This window comes from Eubacterium sp. MSJ-13, from assembly GCF_018918235.1.
Classification (GTDB): domain Bacteria; phylum Bacillota; class Clostridia; order Lachnospirales; family Lachnospiraceae; genus Butyribacter.
In genome coordinates this window covers 1-23577 of sequence record NZ_JAHLQE010000140.1, presented here as the reverse complement: position 1 = coordinate 23577, position 23577 = coordinate 1, and the positions used below count along the sequence as shown (strand labels likewise).

Annotated in this window: 17 protein-coding genes and 1 pseudogene; all 18 read right to left on the bottom strand. The window is 36.2% G+C overall.

Annotated elements, in window-relative coordinates; all coding sequences use genetic code 11:
* Nucleotides 1-396: 396 nt before the first annotated feature.
* The 18 genes and pseudogenes from KQI69_RS08690 to KQI69_RS08605 all read right to left on the bottom strand — a co-directional run bounded on the left by KQI69_RS08690 (nucleotide 397) and on the right by KQI69_RS08605 (nucleotide 23468).
* Complete coding sequence (locus tag KQI69_RS08690; RefSeq protein ID WP_216564985.1) at nucleotides 397-1518, bottom strand: iron-containing alcohol dehydrogenase; 1122 nt, start codon at nucleotides 1516-1518, stop codon at nucleotides 397-399.
* A gap of 205 nt (nucleotides 1519-1723) precedes the next feature.
* Entirely contained in the window at nucleotides 1724-2389 is a 666-nt protein-coding gene (locus KQI69_RS10700) for an AAA family ATPase (RefSeq protein WP_371818799.1), read from the bottom strand.
* A 45-nt stretch (nucleotides 2390-2434) separates the two neighbouring features.
* A pseudogene (locus KQI69_RS08680) lies at nucleotides 2435-3826 on the bottom strand (APC family permease); the annotation flags it as partial.
* Between the two features lie 297 nt (nucleotides 3827-4123).
* A complete protein-coding gene (locus KQI69_RS08675) occupies nucleotides 4124-5491 on the bottom strand; it encodes an aspartate aminotransferase family protein (RefSeq protein ID WP_216564984.1) in 1368 nt (455 codons plus the stop codon).
* 175 nt (nucleotides 5492-5666) lie between these two features.
* On the bottom strand, nucleotides 5667-6923 hold the full coding sequence (locus tag KQI69_RS08670; protein WP_216564983.1) for a PucR family transcriptional regulator: 1257 nt from the start codon (nucleotides 6921-6923) through the stop codon (nucleotides 5667-5669).
* 32 nt (nucleotides 6924-6955) lie between these two features.
* A complete protein-coding gene (locus KQI69_RS08665; RefSeq protein WP_216564982.1) occupies nucleotides 6956-8533 on the bottom strand; it encodes an AAA family ATPase in 1578 nt (525 codons plus the stop codon).
* Nucleotides 8534-8719: 186 nt separating this feature from the next.
* Nucleotides 8720-10582: an ABC transporter ATP-binding protein gene (locus KQI69_RS08660; RefSeq protein WP_253289073.1), complete on the bottom strand. Its 1863-nt coding sequence runs from the start codon at nucleotides 10580-10582 to the stop codon at nucleotides 8720-8722.
* On the bottom strand, nucleotides 10579-12399 hold the full coding sequence (locus tag KQI69_RS08655) for an ABC transporter ATP-binding protein (RefSeq protein WP_216564981.1): 1821 nt from the start codon (nucleotides 12397-12399) through the stop codon (nucleotides 10579-10581). The genes KQI69_RS08660 and KQI69_RS08655 overlap by 4 nt, the downstream gene beginning before the upstream one ends.
* Nucleotides 12400-12533: 134 nt before the next feature.
* On the bottom strand, nucleotides 12534-13271 hold the full coding sequence (locus tag KQI69_RS08650; RefSeq protein WP_216564980.1) for a sensor histidine kinase: 738 nt from the start codon (nucleotides 13269-13271) through the stop codon (nucleotides 12534-12536).
* Nucleotides 13268-13996 (bottom strand): LytTR family DNA-binding domain-containing protein, encoded by a 729-nt coding sequence (locus tag KQI69_RS08645; protein ID WP_216564979.1) that lies wholly within the window; start codon nucleotides 13994-13996, stop codon nucleotides 13268-13270. The genes KQI69_RS08650 and KQI69_RS08645 overlap by 4 nt, the downstream gene beginning before the upstream one ends.
* 24 nt (nucleotides 13997-14020) lie before the next feature.
* Nucleotides 14021-15109, bottom strand: coding sequence for a DUF4097 family beta strand repeat-containing protein (locus tag KQI69_RS08640; protein WP_216564978.1), 1089 nt, complete (start codon nucleotides 15107-15109; stop codon nucleotides 14021-14023).
* Complete coding sequence (locus tag KQI69_RS08635) at nucleotides 15109-15717, bottom strand: DUF1700 domain-containing protein (protein WP_216564977.1); 609 nt, start codon at nucleotides 15715-15717, stop codon at nucleotides 15109-15111. The genes KQI69_RS08640 and KQI69_RS08635 overlap by 1 nt, the downstream gene beginning before the upstream one ends.
* Nucleotides 15704-16030, bottom strand: coding sequence for a PadR family transcriptional regulator (locus KQI69_RS08630; RefSeq protein WP_216564976.1), 327 nt, complete (start codon nucleotides 16028-16030; stop codon nucleotides 15704-15706). Before KQI69_RS08630 ends, KQI69_RS08635 begins: the two co-directional genes overlap by 14 nt.
* 443 nt (nucleotides 16031-16473) lie before the next feature.
* Entirely contained in the window at nucleotides 16474-18069 is a 1596-nt protein-coding gene (locus KQI69_RS08625; RefSeq protein WP_216564975.1) for an AAA family ATPase, read from the bottom strand.
* 308 nt (nucleotides 18070-18377) lie between these two features.
* Complete coding sequence (locus KQI69_RS08620; protein ID WP_216564974.1) at nucleotides 18378-19571, bottom strand: hypothetical protein; 1194 nt, start codon at nucleotides 19569-19571, stop codon at nucleotides 18378-18380.
* 179 nt (nucleotides 19572-19750) lie between these two features.
* Complete coding sequence (locus KQI69_RS08615; protein WP_216564973.1) at nucleotides 19751-21355, bottom strand: AAA family ATPase; 1605 nt, start codon at nucleotides 21353-21355, stop codon at nucleotides 19751-19753.
* A gap of 328 nt (nucleotides 21356-21683) precedes the next feature.
* Nucleotides 21684-22325 (bottom strand): ABC transporter ATP-binding protein, encoded by a 642-nt coding sequence (locus KQI69_RS08610; RefSeq protein WP_253289075.1) that lies wholly within the window; start codon nucleotides 22323-22325, stop codon nucleotides 21684-21686.
* Between the two features lie 231 nt (nucleotides 22326-22556).
* Nucleotides 22557-23468, bottom strand: a complete 912-nt coding sequence (locus KQI69_RS08605) for a hypothetical protein (protein ID WP_216564971.1) — start codon at nucleotides 23466-23468, stop codon at nucleotides 22557-22559.
* Nucleotides 23469-23577 lie beyond the last annotated feature (109 nt).

Below are 23577 nucleotides of genomic sequence, written 5' to 3'. Positions count from 1 at the left end.
TAATTAGCTTCCTTAATATAATACTTAATTTTAAAGAAAAATACTTGTTTGTAAACACTGACCTGCACACAGGCATTTTTTCTTTGAAAATTGCATTTAATTATATTATACCACTACCTAGTGCTTATGTGAAGCAAAAAAAATGCCGGATAAACTCCGACATTTTTTATATATAAAACTTAACAGCTACAGTAAAACAATACACTAACATCTTAATTTTTCAGTTTTACATCAAAGTCAAGCAGATATTCGCAATCCGCTCCGCTACTTGCTCATAACACTATTAGCTGCTATCGCGACATATCAGAATTGGCTTTGTCCCCTCCCGATACAAGCAAGTCCCCACCCACTACTTATTGCTCTACGCAGTAAAAGTGGAGGACTCCCCTGACAGTGTTAAAATGCAGCCTTATATATCTCAAGTAACTGTTCTTCGCTAAGCGGTATATAATTATTTTTTAAAAGCCTTAACTGTGTTGCTGCCACATCTTTTGCAAATACAGGCAGGTCACTTTCTTTTACACCAAATTCCTTAAGTGGTTCGCTCTTTAATACATTATCCATAAGTTCATATAATGCTTCCAGTGCTTTGTCCTGACTGACATTAAGTGTTTTTGCTATCACTTCCTCAAGGTCATTTATTCTTCCTTGCGGCTGTAATTCCTTGTATTTTTTCATAACCGATGCAAACATAAGCTGGTTTGACTGTCCATGAGGGATATGATATACAGAGCCGAGTGGATACGCACACGCATGAACCGCCGCACAGCCTGCATAACCAAATCCAAGTCCTGCAAAGTTTGATGCTTTAAGGAAGTCTTTTGCATATTTATTCCACGCATCACCACCGCCCTCTGAAACCGCCTTATCCCAGCAGGTAATGATAATCTTTAATGCCTCAGTTGAAAATACTCTTGATATACTGCATCCGTTAGGACTTAAAAATGACTCTACACTGTGAACCATCGCATCAATCGAAGATGTGGCAAATATCTTATATGGAAGTGAGCTAAGCAGATCAGTTATAAGGACTGCTTTATCAGGAAGCATTGCATCTGACGCAAGTCCCATCTTTACACCTTTACTCACACGGTTTATAACTGAGATATTTGTAACCTCACTTCCCGTTCCACAGGTTGTAGGTATTATTATAAGAGGATGAACTTTCTTTAAATTCTCTACATTGTCATACAGATCATCTACTTTATCATCATGACCTGCTACCGCAACAACTTTTGCTATATCGATAACAGTACCACCTCCGATAGCGATTATCCTGTCATATTTTTTATCTCTCAATGCATCAAGAATGGCATCCACATCACCATCCGTTGGTTCACCCTTGCTGTACTTTTCCCTGAACAAAGTCTGCACACCTGTATTAAGAGATAGAACATAATCATTATATGTATGCTCTCCACACAAAACCAAGTCGTCTGCACCTAACTTTATATACTTTGCAAATTGTTCAAATGTATCAAATTCCTCTATTTCCGTTTTTATTGAAAAACCTTTCATGTTATCTCTCCTTTTGTTATCATCTATATCACTTATACAAATTATCACAATCTTTGATGTGATAATAACATTATAAATGAATATTCATACATATGTACTAATTTATTGAGCTGCATAGCCTGATACCCGCTGTCAGGCTATATGCCAACTCTTAATTTTTATGCTCTTACAGTCCATGCATCCCTGCTACATTTTCACTAGACTGTTACGCTTCTTTTTTCTTCACTTCTGCGTCACTTATAGCATATTTTTCTTCAACAAGTTCTATAATAAAGTCTGCCGTCTTTCTCCAGCCGAGAAGACTGCTGTTAAGAAGTATATCCCTTGTATGTCTGTCACCACGCTTTTTGCCGGTGATATATTCATGTCTTGCATGCTGTGCTTTCTCAACAGATTCCCATTCTTCTGACGCTTTACGCTCATTAAGACCTTTTTTCTTCATTATGTCAGCAATCTCATCTTTTTTCGGTGCATAGATAAACACATTCAGCACATCATTTCTGTCCCTCAAGATATAATCACTGCTTCGTCCTACTATAACACATGATGACTTTCCTGCAAAATCATGTATTGCCTGAAACTGTGCGTCTATAACCCTGTTTGAGAGATTTGCATATCTTACACCATATGATGTATCAAATCCATACCTGACACCTATCTTTGTATCAGCCTCCTCGACAAGTCCCTTGTCAACACCTATCTGGTCTACAACTTTATCTACAAGATCCCTGTCATAATACTCTATTCCAAAATAATCGGCAACCATTTTTGCTATCTCAGGTCCACCGCTGCCATATTCACAGCCGACTGTTACAACAAAATGCTTTCCTGCATATTTTTTATTGATAGCAACGATTTTTGAATCTTCCACTTCTGTTTCTTCATCATCAGCTACAATAAATATATCACGGCCAAATTCTGCACCATATTTTTTCTTTGAATAAAAGTAGAAAAATACTCCAAGCAAAAGCCATGCACCTACTACAATCCATTCCTGCCATATAAGTGCTGCTGAGAAAGATGCAGGTATTATGTATAATAATGTCATAAATCCAGCCATCGCAACTGCCATTACACCGACAAATTTTCCTGCCTTTACTTTGTATGGTCTATCCATCTCAGGCTTTGTTTTTCTTAAGATACAAAATGATATAGATACAAACATATATGCTATGACGCAGCCAAATGAAGCAGCATCAACAAGCCATACAAGAACACCTCTTCCAAAGAAAGGAGCTATACAGCATGCAAGACCACAGAGAAGTATTGCAGCCTCAGGCGTTTTGTTCTTTCCAAGCTTTCCAAATACCTTAGGTATCATAAGTGATTCACCCATTGAGTATAAAGCACGACTTCCACCCATAAGGAATGAGTTCCATGATGTTATGATTCCGCAAAGACCTCCTATTATCAGCACTTTACCCATCATAGGAGAATTAAATGCAAGCTCTATTGCCTTAGCTGATACAAGTCCGTTCTGTGATGCCATTTCTTTAGCTATGGCACTGTTTGGCATAATATAGCAAACTGCAAATATTATAAGAAGATACCATGCAACTGCAAGAAAGATTGATAAAAGCATTATCTTTCCAATCTTTTTATATGGCACATTTATCTCCTCTGCCGCCTGCGGTATTACATCAAAACCAATAAATAAGAATGGTGTCATACAGGCAACTTTAAACACACTTCCAAGTGTACTTCCAGATGAAGCTTCCCACATCTGTCCCGTTATATTGCCGCCGTCACCATTAACCGCAGAACCTACGACAAGCAGGATTCCAGCAACCGCAATAATTGCTGTAAGAACAGTCTGTAACATAGCGGCAGTCTTTGCACCTTTTATGTTGATCACAGTGATAAGTATCGCAACACCGACACCCAAAAGTATCGTAGTCAGATAAATGTCTTTTCCGGCTATTGAATAAAGATAAACCTGATTAAAATTAGGGAAAAGATATGTGATAACCGTTGGAAGGGCTGTTGCTTCAAAAGCTGATGTTGCCACATAACCTAAAATTATCATCCATGTGCACACAAATGAACCTGTAGGTCCCATTGCCCTGTAACTGAATACGTGCTCGCCGCCGCACTGTGGCATTGCTGATGTAAGCTCTGCATATGTAAGTCCCACGAAGAATACCATAAGACCACCGATGAGCATAGCTATTATAGAACCCATGAAACCAGCGGTCGTTATCCAATCTCCTGAGTTGATTACCCAGCCCCAGCCTATCATGGCACCGAATGCGATAACGAGAATGTCCCACGCACCCATTACCTTGTCAAACTTTGATTTCTGCTCCATATCTTTCCCTCCAATTTCTGTTGGTTTATATGTGTTTGCGAAAATAATATAAATTTTGTTGATTGTAAAAATATATTTTCACAATCCTTTTACATATATTGAATATTTCGCAAAATAAATAATTTTTAATATAAGAGGGTCAGGACATATTAGCTCCGTATGTCCTGACCCCTTTGTCATTTATATATGTTTGTAATCTATTTACATTTTTTATCTAATAATAATGATTGTTATCTTTAGTAATATGTATTACTATTTACTAAGCACACCACAGGTGTGAACAGTAAACTGTAGCATTTACAGAGACTCTTTGATTGCTTCCTCAAATATCTCAAGTCCTTTTTCCATCTGCTCATCTGTCATTGTGAGTGGTGCAAGGAAACGAATCGTGTTGCTTGCTGTTCCACAGCTTTCAAGCAAAAGTCCTTTCTGCATTGCATTCTTTATGATGTTGGCTACAATTTTTGTCGCAGGCTCTTTTGTCTCTCTGTCTGTTACGAACTCGATTCCTATCATTGCTCCAAGTCCTCTTACATCACCGATTACAGGATATTTCTCCTGAAGTTCTCTGTAACGTTTTGTTACGACCTCTCCGATGTGTCTTGCTTTTGCGGCATAATCATCTCTCTGCATTACATCCATTACTGCAAGTGCTGAAGCACATGAGAGTGGGTTTCCACAGAATGTACCTCCGATAGTTCCTGCCGGAGCTGCATCCATTACTTCTGCTCTTGCAGTGATTGCTGAGATTGGAAGTCCGCCACCGAGAGATTTTGCTGTTGTGATGATATCAGGTGCTGCACCTGCCTCCTTCCAGTATTCAGAAGCATAATATTTACCTGTTCTACAGTTACCACACTGAACTTCATCAGCAATCATAAGTATTCCATTGTCATCACATATCTTGCGGACTGCTTTTACCCATTCGATAGGTGCCGGGATAAATCCGCCCTCACCCTGAAGTGGCTCTAATATCATGCAGGCAATCTCACTTGCTGGAGCGCCCTCATCAAATATTCTATTTAATTCATCAATATAATACTGGATTGCTTCTTCCTCCGTATATCCCTTTGGTGCTCTATAAAGATATGGATAAGGTGCGCGGTATATTCCTGCCGGGAATGGTCCCATGCCTACCGCATAAATCTTCTTTGCTGTAAGTGCCATTGTAAGGTTTGTTCTTCCGTGGAATGCACCTGTAAAACAGATAACACCATTTCTCTTTGTGTAAGCCTTTGCAATCTTAATCGCATTCTCATCACACTCTGCGCCAGAGTTTGCAAAATATGTCTTTTTAACATCTCCCTTACATGGGATTATCTTGTTAAGCCTCTCTGCAAGTGAAACATATCCGTCATGGACATACACATTAAATATAGTGTGGAAATATTTATCTGCCTGCTCCTTAACTGCCTCGATAACTTCCGGATTAGAATATCCTATATTTAAAACTCCGACTCCGCCTACCCAGTCAAGAATCTTGTTTCCGTCTAAATCCTCAAACATTGCACCTGCACCCTGTTTGATACAAATAGGATATGTACTTCCACACAGTGCCTGTGGAATAGCTGCGTTTCTTCTGTCAAGGAGTTCCTTTGATTTTGGTCCTGGTACCTGTTCTGTTACAATTTCCGGTAATGCCTTTGATAAATCTTTAGTTGTCATAATATAATCCTCCTAAATATCAATATAATGAAAAAAGACGCCAAAAGATATATTTTCATATCTTTTAGACGCCTTTGTCTAAGTTGTTTTTTAATTTATGACTAAATTATAACAATTCTCTCTGACATTACAATGTGCACCGTGTACTAAAACTTTTGTGCACCACGACCAACACTTACTCTTTTCTATTGATATTCCTGTAATTTCTTATCATAAAAGCAAGTTTCAAAGAAAGACAGCTCTCCATATCGTTAAATTTATCACCTAAAATTTCCTGAATCCTGTTAAGACGGTAGTTAAGCGTATTTCTGTGTATATACATATACTCCGCCGTATATTTCACATTACAGTTATGGTCTATGTAGTTTTCAAGTGTCTCACACAGATTACTGTCATTAACCTCATCTGCACGGATAAGTTTTCCTATATTTTTCTCCACAAACTCATCAAGAAATTTAGTATCATTTATCTTTGATATAAGCGTGTAAATCCCTTGATCCTTATAAAAAAACACCGGCTCATCGTCATTTGATATATCAGCCACCTTGATTGCTGTCGCAGCTTCACTTCTGCTTTTCTTTACATCCTCAAGATACCCGGTCGTATTGCCTACACCGATTACAAGCCTTATGCCACATTCACCATATGCCCGTTTTGCAACTTTTAAAAGAATCTCTCTTAACTTCTCATCATCCATACCACTCGCCGGAACGAGTGCAAGGACTGTTCCTGTCTGCAATCCGGTAAGTATATTTTTTGACATATAATAAGAAAACTCTGAATTGATAATTCTTCTTACCGCCTGTCCGACAGCGAGCGAATCATTTGTTTGCTCCGCAGCCGTAAATTTTTCATCATTTGATTTGCCAAAGGATTTAACAACTGATTTGTCTTTCGCAAAAGCAAATTCTATTATCCTGAACTCTCCTGACAGATCAACATTTAAAAATCTTGCCTGTGCAAATACACTCTCCCTGCTCAGATGCTCCGCATCAAGAATCGAGGTGAACAACTGCTCCGCCGCATTTTTATTATTTTCTTCTATAACAAGCCTTTTGCATATTATCTGACTCAGATCAACAAGCGGAAATTTTTCAGGAAGTTCAAACAGTGGAAGTTTATTCTCATCACAGTACCCGACAAGTTCATCAGAAATCTGTCCCTCGTTTATGCCAAGAGCAGCTATATCAAACTCCTGCATCCTACTTATCAGTTCTTTCAATTTCACACTGTCATCAGTAAGATTTCTGTTTGTAAGCACCACAAACTCACTTCCATGTATATAATCCTCAATGCGGTATTCACTTTTTACACACTGTAAACAATCAGCAAAATATATCCATCTGACTGTATGATTTATGCCGTCAAATCCCGCCCTCAGATTCATAACATTTTTAAGTTCAGGAATATTTATCATATCTTCGCAATTCATAAATAAAGCCTTTCGTTACAATAAAAAATGTCTTATCCGTTAATTTCCTCTATCACACAGGTATGATGTTTTTTATCTTTTCCCTCCACATCATAACTTATCCCGACAAGAAGTATCTTATCACTATAGCCTGACAATGCACCATGGTATCTGTTTTCTTTTATCTGCTTAATTGCAGTGTCCGCCGATTTATTATACTTTAATTCCACTACCATTGCCGGTCTGAATCCCGCATTTGCCCTCGGAATAAACGCAAAATCTGCAAATCCTTTTCCGGCAGGCATCTCTCGAATTATATTATAATAACCCGGTGCCGTAAAATATGCCATTGTAAGAACACAGCTAAGTGAGTTTTCATCATTATACTTTAAAACAGATGTGTAAGTATCATGAGCAAGCTCTATAAGTTCGGCAACTTTTTCTGCATTTCCATCTATCGTTTCAAACAATAAATCATCACAGGTTGAAATTGCCTTTGCGATTTCACTCCACTCCCCTGTTTGCAAGGCAAGCTCAAATGCAGTTGCCACCTCATAGTTTGGCACATATGCACTCTTTCTGTCCGCATCATATCCTAGATACCCCAGATGAATCAATGCCGCTAATGCATCGTCTTTTGAATGTATCTCCGACAGATCATTTTGAAATGTATATGGATTTACCCTTACCTTGCCACCTGCAAGCATTTTCAAAATATCATCTTTAAGCCCCGCATAATTCATTGTTATAAATGTATTTATTGAAGCAAATGAGGATGTATTTCTCCAATAGGAGTCAAATCTATGTCTATCCATAGCCGCAGATACAGAGTTAGGATTATACATATGAATACCATCAATAAGATAGCCGTTATACCATGCTTTCATACCCTCGAAATCCATATCAAACCGTTTGCATAAACTTTTAACTTCATCCTCCGTAAATCCATAATACTGTGTAATCGGATATGAATCTAACATTGTATATTCACTAAAATTGTTAAGTGCTGACTCATCTTTAATCTTCTTTATCGGCAAAATTCCCGTAATATATGCCAGTGCTAGAAATGCTTTTGACTCCTCCGACTTAAACAGAGAGTGAAGAAATTGTAAATACTCGTGCACCAGCTCTTTGTCATCACTGTTTCTTATAACACAATCCCACTCATCAATAATTATTACAAAAGGAATATTTGTCTTTTTATAAATATCATAAATCAACAGATAAAAATCCTTGTCATAGTCTAATGTATCACCATACTCCTCCTTAAAATCATTGCAGACACGTTCCTTTATAGACTCAGTCAAATCTTCTTTGTGAAAATCCCAGACCGATGCTATATCCAGATGAATCACATTGTATTTATTCATATATTTTTTATAGTCCATGCTTTCAGAAATCTTTGTCCCACCAAAAAGCCCCGTTGAATCACTTCCAAGACTATAATATGCATCTATCATCCCTGCCGCATGTGACTTTCCAAATCGTCTTGCATGGCTTACCGCAAGACATTTATCCTCCGTTGACAGTCTCTCATTTAGATACTCTATCAGCTCTGTCTTATCCACATAAATCCTGCTGTTTTTTGCCTGCCTGAAACTTGCATTATTCGGATTAAAATATACCCCCATCTTAACTCACCTCATCTAACATTTATATAACAAAAATATTTTTTCACAACTGCTGCCATAAATTACTAATTTACTATAAATCTTCGTGCTTTTGTAATCATTTCCAAACACGATATATCCTCTTAATTTCACCTACATCTAGTATATTTTTCTTTCTATTTAATGTCAATCACAATTACCTCCCCCCTACACATAATACTGTGCCTGTGCATTCCAAAGTTCGTAATATTTTCCGTCCGTATCTTCCAAAAGCTCCTCATGCGTTCCAAACTGCACAATCTCACCCCTGTCAAATACTGCTATATTCTTACAAAACCTGCATGATGAAAGTCTGTGTGAAATATAAATCGCCGTTTTGTCTTTTACCATCTTGTCAAAATTGCTGTAAATTTCGTATTCTGCAATAGGATCAAGTGCCGCTGTCGGTTCATCGAGGAGCACAAATGGAGCTTCCTTATAGATTGCCCTTGCTATCGCTATCTTTTGCAATTCCCCTCCCGAAAATTCAACGCCGCTTTCATCATAACTTTTTCCTATATATGTATCAAGTCCGTCATCAAGTTTATCAAGCCTTGTTTTTAACCCTGCTTTTTCAAGACATTCCTCTATCTTTTCCTTATCTCCCTCCATATCTGCTGCCACATTTTGCTTCAATGTAAACGGGAGAATATTAAAGTCCTGAAAGACAACTGAAAACAATCTTCTGTATTCCCTCTGGTCAAACTTTCTTATATCAATACCGTTTAATAATATCTCTCCTTTTTCAACATCATAAAGGCGGCACAAAAGTTTTATCATTGTTGTTTTTCCCGAACCGTTCATTCCGACTATCGCAAGTTTTTCTCCTATATTTAATTCCATTGAAAAGTTTTTAAGTGCATACTCATCACTTCCAGGATATTTAAAATATACATTTTTAAACTCTATCTTATATTCATTATCACTTCTCTTTTCAACCGGAAGTTTTCCTTTATACATCTCATCTTTTAATCCGATAAGTTCCAATGTGGAAATCTGCTTTTTCGCCTCAAATGCAAGAGTTACAAGCGATGTGCAGATATGTGCGACACCTGTCAGAAGCTTTTGCAGACTGCCTACAAAAACAACCACATCTCCTGTACTTACTTTTCCCGAAAGTGCGGCAAGGATTACAACCAGATATGCACCTGCCTCTACTACTCCCATAGTAACATCACCCATTGCAGCTTCCATTCCCATACTGAAAGCTCCTTTTGTATCTAATTCCTTACGCTTTTTGGAAAAGAAAGTTTCTTTTGTATAACATTTTAAAAGGTTATAGCCATTATATATCTTAATATCTTTTGTGTTGGCATAAGTATAATTTCTATTATAAACAAAATCATATGTAAAATTAACCATTTCTTCACGATCTTTTTCATCAGCTTCAAAAAACTGATATTCTTTTAACATCTTGTTATAATGAAGCCTGAGTTTATCCGTAACTATCGCAATAAGTATTATCATAACAAAAGAAAATAATACAGAATATCTGCCTGTATGGCTTACTATCTTTACTATCGGATATGCAAGAACAAGCGACACAAAAATATTTACTATATCAAACAATATGCCGTTTGTTATAAATATCGGTGTATTTATGCCCCACCCCCAATTTGTATCCTTATCTATCTTATCTCTTAGTCCTTTTACCTTTGGACTGTCTATCTCACTGTAATCCATATCCAATATTTTCATTTCTATGTTTGATGAATAAATATTATATATCCTGTCACGCCTTGCCTCTGCATAATTCCACGCCGTACTTGCCACAAACCTTATCAAAAATATTATAACAAGCGTAATAATGGTAACCTCGGATAACTCTTTTGCTCCTTTTTTTTGTGCGAGCCCGTCAAGAACATAAGCCGAAAGCCAAAGTGCAACAAAAGCTGCTGCTACATTTGTGATATGTGTTATCATAGAAATCTTAAAATAATTTTTATCTATCTCATTTATTATATTATAGAGATTTTTAATATTTTTTATATGTTGTCTTAATGAAACTTTTTCTGTTATTTTTTCCATCATACTGTCCTCTCATAATAACTGCTCTGCACTTCAAACATCTGTGCATATCTTCCGTTCATCTGCATAAGCTCCTCATGTGTTCCCTGTTCTATCACTTTTCCTTTTTCAAGCATGATTATCCTGTCTGAAAATCTTGTACTCGCAAATCGGTGTGATATAAATATTGCCGTTTTTTTGTCCGTATATTTTACATAACTGTTATATATCTCGCTTTCAGCAATCGGGTCGAGTGCCGCTGTCGGCTCATCAAGCACAAGCACTGGTGCATCTTTATACAATGCCCTTGCAAGTAAAAGACGCTGGTTCTGACCTCCCGACAGTTCAATACCGTTTTTATGCATTGACTTCGTTATATAACGCTCAGGTGTTATCCCCCTGCTATCAAAGTATTGTTTTAAGCCTGCTTTTTCAAGTGCATCAAGTACCTTTTCATTGTCCGCATCGACTGCTCTTTTCAAAGATACATTTTCACTTATCTTAAACGGAAGTATAAAATATTCCTGAAATACAACTGAAAACAACTTATAAAATTCTGACCTTGCAAATCTGTTTCTGTCAATGCCGTTTATCAGAATACATCCCTCATCAGGCTCATACATTCCTGTAAGCAATTTTACAAGGGTAGTCTTTCCTGCACCATTTACACCGACTAATGCTATTTTTTCTCCGGATCTTATCTTCAGATTAAAATGCTTAAAAATCTTTATATTTTCCTTATCTTCATCATCACTTTTATACGAAAAGCTCACATTACGAAACTCTATTTCCATAGGAGCTTTTAACTCTTTTGTCCCCTCGCCATCATCCATCTGCTCATCCGCAAGATCAAAATATTTTCTTATATCATCTGCCTTTTTAGCGGCATTCCTTAACTCTAACATATCATGTATAATGTTTCCCACAAAACCTGAAAAATCTGCCACAGCACCAAAATACATTACAAATTCTCCTGCCGTTATGCTTCCCTGTACGGCTTTACTTATAAGGTATATATACACTGTCATATCACATAGCATGGATATTAAAAAACCAATTTTTTCGACACGGGATGTAACTTTTCCTTTTTTGATATTAAAGTCAGTTATCTTTCCGATGATATTGTCCCTCAGCTTTGAGAGCCAGCTATCCATATCAAACATCCTCACATCCTTTGCCATACTTGTATTTCCCATATTGCCTTTTATACAATAATATTTGCTGTTAAGTTCTGCACTTTCTTTTCTCACACTTTCATAGTATTTCATGCCATAATCCTGTGCATAACAATTTATAAGCGACAAAACAATAACGACAGCAAGCATAAACATATTAAGACTTCCTATAACTCCGGAATATAATATAAAACATAAAATATTTATGATAATAGATACCGTTCTGTTTATTAGATTACTTGTAGCACCATTATCTCCCTCATTTGCTAATGTCTCTACCGCTTTGTTATATGTCTTTTTATTTTCTCCGCCCTCACCGCACTGATAAGCTACTTTCTGACTTTTTAAAAAAAGTTCCGACAAAAGCAAAAATCTCATATTGTTACATGGAATATACTTTCCTCCATAGCTTCCTGCACCAGCGGCTTTCGCCACTATATAAACAAACAGCAGCAATATAAATATACCTAAATTCATCCATGTATCACCTGTGACAATATCTACTGCAGCTTTGGATAATACAATACTAAGAAATGGCTGCAGCACTCGCATAAATATCTCAACCACTGCAAGAAACAATGCAACCGGACAATATTTTTTTATCAAGCCGAAAATCCATAGTATATCGCTTATCACTCCATAACGCTTTGTCTTATTCTCATTCATTTCTTTTTTCCTCTTCTTCAATTTATTTTCCATATGATAACACTTTTTTAAGCAAAAAATAAATTCGTGCACGAACGGTACATTTCATGCACGAATGGTTAATTTTTTACAATAATAATATTATTGCGGCAGCTTTATAATGGCAGCATCACCTCGGTTGCAAACACTCCATCCTCGTCCTGTCTGTTTAAGTAGCCACCATATTTTTCCACAACTTTGTCTGTTCTTCTCAGACCAAAGCCGTGATATTCTTCTGTTTTTGTTGAGTGATACAGATTTCCGCTTCTCTTTAACTTACCCTCAGATGAGTTCATAACATACAGATAAAGCTGACCTTTCAGTATATCAATGTAAACCCTGATAAATCTCTTATCCTCATCTTTTATCTTCTGACACGCCTCTATCGCATTGTCCATAAGATTGCCGAGCACTATGCTTAAGTCGACCTCAGAAACAGAAGTATTTAAGTCAGCAGGCACAATGGCTTTGGCATCAACTTTTATTTTTCTCTGACCAGCAAGTGAAATCTTGCTGTTTAAAATCGCATCAATCATTACATTTCCTGTTTTTATAACAGTATCAACAGTAGTCAGGTCAATCTCAAGGTCATTTAAGTATGTATCAAGTTTATCATATTCTTTCATCTGCAGATAAGCCTTCATCGTCTGTATATGTGTGCGGTAATCGTGACGCCAGCCTCTTGTCTGACGATACATATTTTCAACTTCCTCATAATGTCTTTCGATAAGACTACTCTGATATGCCGATATATTTTTTTCTGTCACAAAAACAATCAGCCTTCTTATTACTATAACCATAAGCAGTACAAGTAAGATAACTGCCGCAATTATGCCTAATATATTTATCTTCATCTGTAAACCTCTACTCTCTTGTAATAATGTATAAATGCTTCGTTCACAACAGGATATGCGCGCCTGCTAACCGGGATTTTTGAGCCATCATCAAATATTATCTCATTTTTTCCTATACTATGTACAAATTCAAGATTACAAATATATGAACGATGGCATTTTACAAAATTATCTCCGTCAAGCCTCTTTTCAACATTTTTAACGGCCTCAAGAACAGTGTACGAGACACTTCTGCCATCTTCCAAAACATTAAAAACCGTATTGTGCCCTGCTGCCTCGACATACATTATCTTTCTTTTATCAAACTTAAAAACTCCGTCCTCACCACGAAATATAATATATTCTGTGTCACTTTTTTTCTTTATGGCACGCTCAAGACACTGAACCACTTTTTCTTCACTGATAGGCTTTATCAGATAATGAAGTGCTTCGACTTCGTAGCCCTCTGATATATATTCAGCAACCCCTGTAGTAAACACAAGTGCTATATTATTGTCAGACTCCCTTATACGCTTTGCCATTTTAATGCCATCCATCTTTTTCATCTGTATGTCAATAAACAATATATCAAAGTCTTTTTCGTCCTCCCATGCAAATAAAAAACTCTCCGCACTGTCATACTCTTTTATCTGTATATTTTCTTTTCTTTCCACTCCCCAGTTTTTAATGTATCTGTTTAATATCTGCATATGCACAGCTTCATCTTCAATAATTCCTATCTTCATTTCTTTCCTCGTTTTTGTTTTATACTATCTGATGGAAATATCACCGTCTGAACACTTTATCTCAAGCGTTGCCGTCGCAGAATCAATATTTCTCTCAAAAGATTTTTCCGTTTTATCACCATCTGTTATATTCTTTACGCTCACATCACCATAACTTGTCTTTGCATTTACCGAAATGCCTTTCCAGTCATCAAAGCCTATAACTTTCACATCCCCATAACCTGATTTAATTTTTATATTCCCGGCAAATTTAGTATTCTGCAATCTCAAATCACCGTCATTTAAATTTACTGCTATGTCCTCAAACGAACCGTCGCTGCACTTAATGTCACCATAATTGTCTGTTATATCTATGCCTTTAAGACTTGTATTTTTGACAGAGATATCTCCATCATTTGTTGATATTTTTCCGCTGTCAATATCAATATCTTCAAACTTAGTATCGCCATCACTGTTGTTAATCGTGGCACTTGCAAATTTAGAACCTTTTACCGAAATATCTCCGTCAGAAGATGATATTTTTATATCTTTTGAATCTGCATCCGAAAGTTTTATATCACCTGCATCTACTGATATATCTATATTGTCACTTTTAAGTCTGTCCACAGAAATATCTCCATCTGCCGTATCAAGTTCCGTACTGCTTATCTTTTTATCCTCTGGCAGATACAATGTGAACTGATTTTTTTGTACATAATCTTTCGTACCGCCAAGCAAGGCTTCGATTCCGCTTAAATCCATGTTTACTGTAACATGATTTGATTTCTGTATGAGCTTAAATTCACCTTTGGTCACCTCATAATCTATCGGAACTTCACCCTTTTCTTTCTTTAGATTATATTCTATATAACAGTTTTTGTCATCTGATCTTGCAATTTTAAAATCAATTGTATTTAACTTTACATTTATCTTATCAAAATCGTTTATTTTTGTCTTTTTTAATACTGCATATTCTTTTTCAAGATTTTTACTATCAGTTGTGAGCATTGAACTAAAATCCAGTTTTTTTACAACTTTTCCACCACCCATTGCTCCTCCGACAAAAAACATTCCAGCTCCAAAAAATAAACATAATATTCCTGCTATCAAAGATATATTTATAAATTTTTTCATTATTTTTTCCCCCTTTTAGACGCTTTCTGTGCAAACTTAATAGTAATATCAATAATAAATCTGCTAAATAAAACTCCGAGTACTGAAACAATAATTCCAACGCCTATCGCTGCAATTCCAAGACCTGAGAGCATTAACGCCGCTGATATTGAAAGCCTTATCGTAACTATCGCCCTCGCTATAACGGCAAGTCCTGCTATAACCGAGCACACACCGACTAAAAATACGCATAACAAAACTAATACAATACAAAGCACAATACAAAACATTACGACCAGACCACTTATAAGAAGCGGTGTAGCAACAGGAATCGCACATATTGCAAGTATTGCCACCCACAATATACCAAATACCGACCTTTTCCCGCTGTCACCCTGTTTCTTTTCATCAGCCTGCTTTTTCTCATCTATCCTTTTGTCAAGGATATTGCTTATAATGTCGCAGGCAGCTTCTTTTGGTGTTCCAAGCTCCTCCATAAGTTTTTTTGCTTCATCATCATCTGTCTCAGAAAAATACTCCGTAAAATATTCCATTGCATCATCATAATCAGCCTTAGGCAGTTTTTTCAGATATTTGCTAAGCTGCCCCAAATATTCATCTCTCGTCATTTTTTATTCTCCCTTCTACTATACCGTCAATTGTATCTCTGTAACTTATCCATTCTGAATTTAAGAATTTAAGTTCCTCTACACCCGCATCCGTCAAAGAATAATATTTTCTTTTTCTTCCCTGATACTCCTTTGTGTAGGTAGTCATAAATCCATTTTTCTCAAGTTTCTTCAATATTGGATAAAGCGTGGACTCCTTTATATCCGCCACAAGTTTAACCGTCCGGCTTATCTCGTATCCATATGAATCTTCTTTTTGCAGCACCGATAGGATTAAAAATTCTATCAGACGTGCAGATACAGGATAGTACATTTTTACACTTCCTTTCTGTGTGAATTATATGTAATATTTTTATATATAAAAATATTATATATAAAATATATACATATTGTTGTGCTTTGTCAAGTATGAGATTTATAGTTTTTTAAAAGAAATATAACAGTTCAGCAAAAAAGGGCAAAACCAGCGTTTTGCCCTCCAAGAATTGCTTCGCAATTATCGTTGGTTTTCCTCTACATTACGAGCATTTTCCTATAACATAAAAAGAGACTGTCGCAATAAGAAAATTTCATACAGGATATAGATGTTTTATTATAGTAACTACCTCTATATCATGTACGATTTTTCATTAATGCAACAGCCTCTCAAAATACAAATCTGAACAGAATATTTCTACCATTATACCATTTTGAAATATTCTGTTCACTGTACACTATTAAGATTACTGTATGTTGTTATTTTTATCATTTTCCGCTTTATCGTATGTCTGTGTCAATACCATTTATCTCCTCTATAACACATGTATGATGTTTTTTATCTTTTCCTTCCGCATCATAGCTTATCCCAACGAGCAGAATTTTATCACTATATCCTGACAATGCACCATGATACCTGTTTTCTTTTATCTGTCTTATAGCAGTATCTGCCGATTTATTATATTTTAATTCCACGACCATTGCCGGTCTGAATCCCGCATTAGACCTCGGAATAAAAACAAAATCTGCAAACCCTTTTCCGGCAGGCATCTCACGAACAATGTTATAATATCCCGGTGCCGTAAAGTATGCCATTGTAAGAACACAGCTAAGCGAATTTTCATCATTGTATTTTAAAATTGATGTGTAAGTATCATGAGCAAGCTCTATAAGTTCGGCAACTCTGTCCGCATTTCCATCTATGGTTTCAAACAATAATTCATCACAGGTTGAAATCGCCTTTGCAATCTCACTCCACTCCCCTGTCTGTAAGGCAAGCTCAAATGCAGTTGCTACCTCATAGTTTGGCACATATGCACTCTTTCTGTCCGCATCATATCCGAGATAACCTAAATGTATCAATGCCGTTAAAGCATCATCCTTTGATGCAATAGTTGAAAAATCATTTTGAAATGTATTTGGATTTATCATGACTTTTCCACCTGCAAGCATCTTCATAATATCGTCCTTTAGTCCTGCATAATTCATCGTAATAAATGTATTTATTGATGCAAATGAAGATGTATTTCTCCAATAAGAGTCAAAATCACTTCTCTCCATTGCCATAGACACAGAGTTTGGATTATACATATGAATACCATCAATCAAATATCCATTGTACCATGCTTTTGTGCTCTCAAAATCCATATCAAACCGTTTGCATAATTCTCTAACTTCATTTTCCGTAAACCCATAATATTTCGTTATTGGCCTTGATTTTAACATCGTATATTCACTGAAATTGTTAAGTGCCGACTCATCTTTAATCTTCTTTATCGGCAAAATCCCCGTAATATATGCCAGTGCAAGAAATGGCTTTGACTCCTCCGATTTAAACAACGAGTGAAGAAACTGTAAATACTTATGTACCAGCTCTTTGTCATTACTATTTCTGATAACACAATCCCACTCATCAATAATTATTACGAAAGGAATATTTGTCTTTTTATAAATATCATAAATCAACAGATAAAAATCCTTATCATAATCTAATGTATCACCACACTCCCCTTTAAAATCATTACATACACGCTCTTTTATAGACTCCACCAAATCCTCTTTATGAAAATCCCAAACTGATGCTATATCCAGATGAATAACATTATATTTGTTCATATATTTTTTATAATCCGTACTCTCAGAAATCTTTGTGCCATCAAAAATCTCTGTCGAGTCGCAGCCAAGACTATAGTATGCATCTATCATCCCTGCTGCATGGGACTTTCCAAATCGTCTTGCATGGCTCACTGCAAGACAATTTCTCGGTGTTTCAAGCAGTTCATTGAGATAATCTAATAACCCTGTTTTATCTACATAAATCTTATAATTCCTGTCCTTTTTAAAACTTGCATTACTCGGATTAAAATATACACCCATCTTACATTCACCTCATCTATATAATGTTGGTATCCCAAAAATTTTGTCCCCAAATGCCTCCACAGCTATAAATTACTGCATTACTATGTGTTTTTCACTTTATTGCAAATAGCAATACTTAATACTACGACTTTATTTACCATTAGTATATTTTTATTCCAAAACAATGTCAATCGCATTTTTAATACAAAGTGGTATCCTTTTCTATTTTTGTTTATCCGAATAAAATTTTATGCTAATTTTCACCCCTGTCGCAATCAACTTATTATTGCAAGCGTACAGACGAACAGGAACGGTCACTCTTTAACTTATCTCTCCACAAGTTCATACGGCTCTTTTTTCTCAATCACATATCCACCTGTCTCATCACCCGTCACATTTTCCTTTTTTATTATTTCATACGCCTTTGTTTTCTTTACTCCCCACTTATAATTTGAATCAAAATACTGCACATCCCCCCACTTTGCAAGTGGGACTATGTAAAAATCAAACAGATCTTTCTGTGAAGTTTTCTCATATACCTGTATCTGTATCGTATAACTGTCAATCTTTATAATCCCGTTTATACGCTGCTTTCCTGATGCAGACTTTTTGCCGGCTTCATTAAGTGCGATTCTTTTGACCTGGGCATTGTAATCTTTCCCTGTCACTTTGCCAAGTTTTTTATAATCCCAGCCATACTGGGCTGCCACCTGTTTTATAACTTTTTTGGCATCTTTCTTTTTGGCTTTATATTTTGGATCTAATGCAAAAAAATAAACAAACAAATCCCTTGTCCTCGGATATTTGTCTGTTATGTAAGAGTAAGTTTTATCCCTGTAAAGTGAACTTGTCCATTCAAATGCTTCTTTTATTTCGGGATATATTATTTTTGTTCTTATTTTATTTTTAATCCCAGCCGATGGCTTCTTTATTTTTGAATCATATATTTTCTTTGCCCTGCCACTGTCATCACAGCCTGTCTGATAATTTAAAAGCCCTGCAATATTACATTTATAAACACTGTCAGAGGCTTCATATGAACTGTCAGTCCTAAGATAATAATTAAACATCAGGTCATCAGCCGTTATCGTCGTGCCTGCTGCCGTTTTTATTCCTTCTTTGAGCCTTATCGTATATGTTGTTATCTTTTTTCCGTTTTTCTTTTTATCTTTTTTAGTATAACGGCTGTCGCTGTCGATACTCTCAAAATAGTCCGAACCTGATTTTGACTGTATCTTTTTTAATTCGTTATATATATTTATATAACACTTATCCAATATATACCTGTCAGCCTTTGTATAATAAACAAAAGGTGACAGATTTTTTGACACATCACCTTTTATATGTAATATCTTTTGTGTCCCAGTTTCATTATCATCCTTAATTTTTATATCAGACTGCTTCACTTGTGAATATGTAATCTTTTCACTCTCACTGTCATTTTTATTTTTGCAAAATGATGTAACGATTATTACGACAAGACATAAATAAAAAACAACGACAATTATATTTTTTTTCATGGTGTAGATGTTATTCCTTTCGTTAATAATAATAAATACCAGCGAATATACTCTTTTGCAGACCAACTTACATGTCAAGCGGATATTCGCAATCCGCCCTGCTACTTGCTCATAACATTATTAGCTGATCTCGCAGATATCTGTTAATATAATCAGAGTAAATCTACACACGCCTAAAGTCAATTTAAACCATGATCCAATTTTCGACAACAGTCTATTTCCTCTATAACGCAGCTATGATGCTTCTTATCTCTTCCGTTTGCATCATAACTTATTCCGACAAGCAGTATCTTATCACTATATCCTGACAACGCACCATGATATCTGTTTTCCTTTATCTGTTTAATTGCTGTGTCTGCCGACTTGTTATACTTTAACTCTACAACCATAGCTGGTCTAAATCCTGCATTAGACCTTGGAATAAAAACAAAATCGGCAAATCCTTTTCCGGCAGGCATCTCACGAACAATATTATAATATCCCGGTGCAGTAAAATATGCCATTGTAAGAACACAGCTTAAAGAATTTTCATCATTGTATTTTAAAACTGATGTATAAGTGTCATGTGCAAGCTCTATCAATTCCGCCACTCTTTCTGCATTTTTATCTATAGTTTCAAATAGCAGTTCATCACAAGTTGAAATTGCCTTTGCAATCTCGTCCCATCCACCTGTCTGCAATGCTAATTCAAATGCCGTTGCCACCTCGTAATTCGGCACATATGCACTCTTTCTTTCCGCATCATATCCCAGATATCCGAGATGTATCAATGCCGTTAAAGCATCATCCTTTGACGCAATAGTTGAAAAATCATTTTGAAATGTATTTGGATTTACCCTGACTTTCCCTCCCGCAAGCATCTTCATGATGTCATCCTTAAGTCCTGCATAATTCATAGTTATAAATGTGTTAATTGATGCAAAAGAAGATGTATTTCTCCAATAGGAATCATAGTCATGATCCATCATAGACTGTACAACAGAATTTGGATTATACATATGAACTCCATCTATCAAATATCCATTGTACCAGGCTTTTACTGTTTCAAAATCCATATCATACTCTTTGCACAACTCTTTTACTTCATCTTCAGTAAATCCGTAATATTTACCAATAGGTTTCGATTTTAACATGGTATATTCACGAAAGTTATTTAAAGCCGACTCATCACTGATTTTTTTAATCGGTAAAATCCCTGTTATATATGCCAATGCCAAAAAAGCTCTCGATTCTTCTGATTTAAATAACGAATGAAGAAACTGCAGATACTTATGTACCAATTCTTTGTCATCACTGTTTCTGATAACACAATCCCACTCATCAATAATTATCACAAACGGAATATTTGTCTTCTGATATATGACCATTAAATTATAGTTTAAACTATCCTGATAATTCAGCTCATCATTGAAAGTTTCTTTAAAATCTTTATAAATATACTCTGTTATTTTTTCCACTATGTTTTCTTTATAAGAATCAAAAAATGATGAAATATCCAAATGTATCACATTATATCTATTCATATATTTCTTATAATCAACATTTTCAGAAATCTTTGTCCCCCAAAAAATTTGTGTCGAGTCACAGCCAAGACTATAGTATGCATCAATCATCCCTGCCGCATGGGACTTTCCAAAACGTCTTGCATGACTCACCGCAAGACATTTACTATTTGTTCCTAACATACTGTTTAAATATTCCAAAAGCCCGGTTTTATCTATATATATCCTGCTGTTTTTATCACAGGTAAAGCTCTCATTATTCGGATTAAAATATATGCCCATCCCACATTCACCTCATTTCATCTCATATTACCTTTGCATAACTTTAGTATATTTTTGTTGTGAAACAATGTCAATCGTAATTTAACACTGTCAAAGAAAATCCCCATCTCCACTTATTGCTTTATGCAATAGAAGTGGAGGTGGGGACTTTCCTTGTATCAGGAGGGTTGCACCCCTTCTGATATGCTGCGATAGCAGCTAATAGTGTTATCAGCAAGTAGCAGAGCGGATTGCGAATATCCACTTTACGCATACAGACATAACAGATACTCAATTGTTACTGTTCATCATAGTGCGACCAATAACACTCAATTTTTGACAGAAAACATTAATCTTGCGTTGGAACAGCAAATATCTCACCATCTACAATCTTAACCACCCTTTTTGCCGCCTTCGCAACCTCAAGGTCATGTGTTATCATAACTATAGTGTTTCCCATATCATTAAGTTTTCTGAATAATTTCAGAACTTCCTTACCGCTTTTACTGTCTAATGCACCTGTTGGCTCATCTGCAAGAAGGATTGCCGGTTCTCCAACCAATGCCCTGGCGATCGCAACTCTCTGTTTCTGACCACCTGAAAGTTCATTTGGTTTATGATTTATCCTTTCTTTAAGACCGAGCATTTCTATAGTATCCATGCACATTTCCTGTGCTTCTTCATGCTCATATCCTCTCATAAGAAGCGGCATTATAACATTCTGGATAACCGTATATGTAGGTATCAGATGATAATTCTGAAAAATAAAACCTATCTTTTCATTTCTGATACTTGTAAGTTTCTTCTCTTTCATAGAATGTATTGCAAGCCCGTCAAGATAATATTCACCTTCATCAAAAAGATCCATGCAGCCGATAACATTCATAAGCGTGGACTTTCCAGAACCCGACGGACCAAGAATGGCAACAAACTCACCTTCGTCAACGGTAAAATTGATATCTTTAAGAACATGAAGTGACTCCCTGCCCATATCATAAGTTTTATTAACATTTACAATCTCTATCTTATGCTCATTATGTTGATTAGCGTCATTCTTTTTATCAATATCCTTACCCGTCTTTTTCTTCCTGAATTTTATCATAAAAATCACCTTTCCTATATAAGCTTTATTATGCATTTGTGAAACTGCCATAATTGATGGTTAAATTTTGCAATTGATACAATAATAATTAGTTTCACAATTACATAGTAAACTCTATGCTCACGAAACAATCCATACACCGACAACAACCTTTTCACCACTTGAATCTTTCTCAAGTATCATCTTTATGATATCTCCGTTTGAAAGCCTTGAAAATGTTGTCGTTTTTCCAAGTGATGTTATAACATCTGTTCCTACAGGTATCATCGTACTCCCTGTCTCATCTGTAAGTGTATAAATCTTTTTACTGCTTTTGTCTGAAGATTTGCTGCTACCAGAATCCGACTTTTTATCTGAACTGCCTGAAGATGAATCCTGACTGTCGTTTTTATCAGATGAGCTGTTTTCCGACTGTGAATCTCCCCCATTCATATCGGGTGCTCCTCCACCCTGTGAACTTCCACCGTTCATGTCAGGTGCCCCACCACCCTGTGGCATATCTCCTCCACCATTCATATCAGGTGGTCCACCTGCTGACATATCATTTCCATTGCCACTCTGTCCACTTTTTTGGGAGTCCGAAGCAATGTTTGCGTCCGAATTATTTTTTGATTCTGAGTTGTTTCCTGATGAATCACTTCCACTATTCTTGTCAGATGTTCTTCCCCCCTGAGAATTTCCTCCGTTCATATCAGGTGCTCCACTCCCCTGCGGCATATCCCCACCGTTCATGTCAGGTGCTCCTCCGCCTTGCGAATTTCCACCATTCATATCAGGTGCTCCGCTTGCGGATGGCATCCTGCCTTTCTTTGAATCTGAATCCGATGCACTCTGCTCCTTTACAACGGTATACTCTATCTCATTTCCGTATATTGCCGTTATCTTGCAGGCTACTATCTCCTGATTTGATTTCAGTTTAACCGAGCTTATATCATTAGTTGCCTCCTCCTTCTCCTTAGAACAGCCTGACAGCACAAGGCACATAATAAGAAATACCCCAAGAACCTTTCTACATTTCTTTATATTCAGCATATTCTCACCTTCTTAAACTATTTTTTACATTTTCAAAACTATCAATACATTTAAGTCAAGCGGATATTCGCAATCCGCTTTGCTACTTGCTCATAACACTATTAGCTGC